Annotated in this window: 2 tRNA genes; both read right to left on the reverse strand. The window is 41.3% G+C overall.

Annotated elements, in window-relative coordinates:
* Window positions 1-91 precede the first annotated feature (91 nt).
* A tRNA-Ala gene (locus ACTNDN_RS25035) sits at window positions 92-167 on the reverse strand.
* A 22-nt stretch (window positions 168-189) separates the two neighbouring features.
* Window positions 190-266, reverse strand: a tRNA-Ile gene (locus tag ACTNDN_RS25040).
* Window positions 267-407 lie beyond the last annotated feature (141 nt).

Raw genomic sequence — 407 nt, forward strand, 5'->3', positions numbered from 1 at the left:
ATAATTCTCTAAAATAGAGAATCTAAGATGGCGATTACTCGGTTTATCTTGGTTACTTCTATTTAATGATTTAGTTTTCAAAGAACAATTTTGGTGGAGCTTAGCGGGATCGAACCGCTGACCTCCTGCGTGCAAGGCAGGCGCTCTCCCAGCTGAGCTAAAGCCCCAAAAATGGTATTTAATTTAAAATGGTGGGCCTAAATGGACTCGAACCATCGACCTCACGCTTATCAGGCGTGCGCTCTAACCAGCTGAGCTATAGGCCCATTTTATGTTCGATAAAGTAAAAAGGTTCTTGCTTTATCTATTTTTCAAGGGAATTGCTCCCTCAAAACTGAACAACAAATCGTCAACAATCTTTGATGGAATGTACATTCCATTTTCCTTAGAAAGGAGGTGATCCAGCC

The sequence above is a fragment of the Niallia sp. HCP3S3_B10 genome, assembly GCF_052064465.1.
Classification (GTDB): Bacteria; Bacillota; Bacilli; order Bacillales; family Cytobacillaceae; genus Niallia; species Niallia hominis.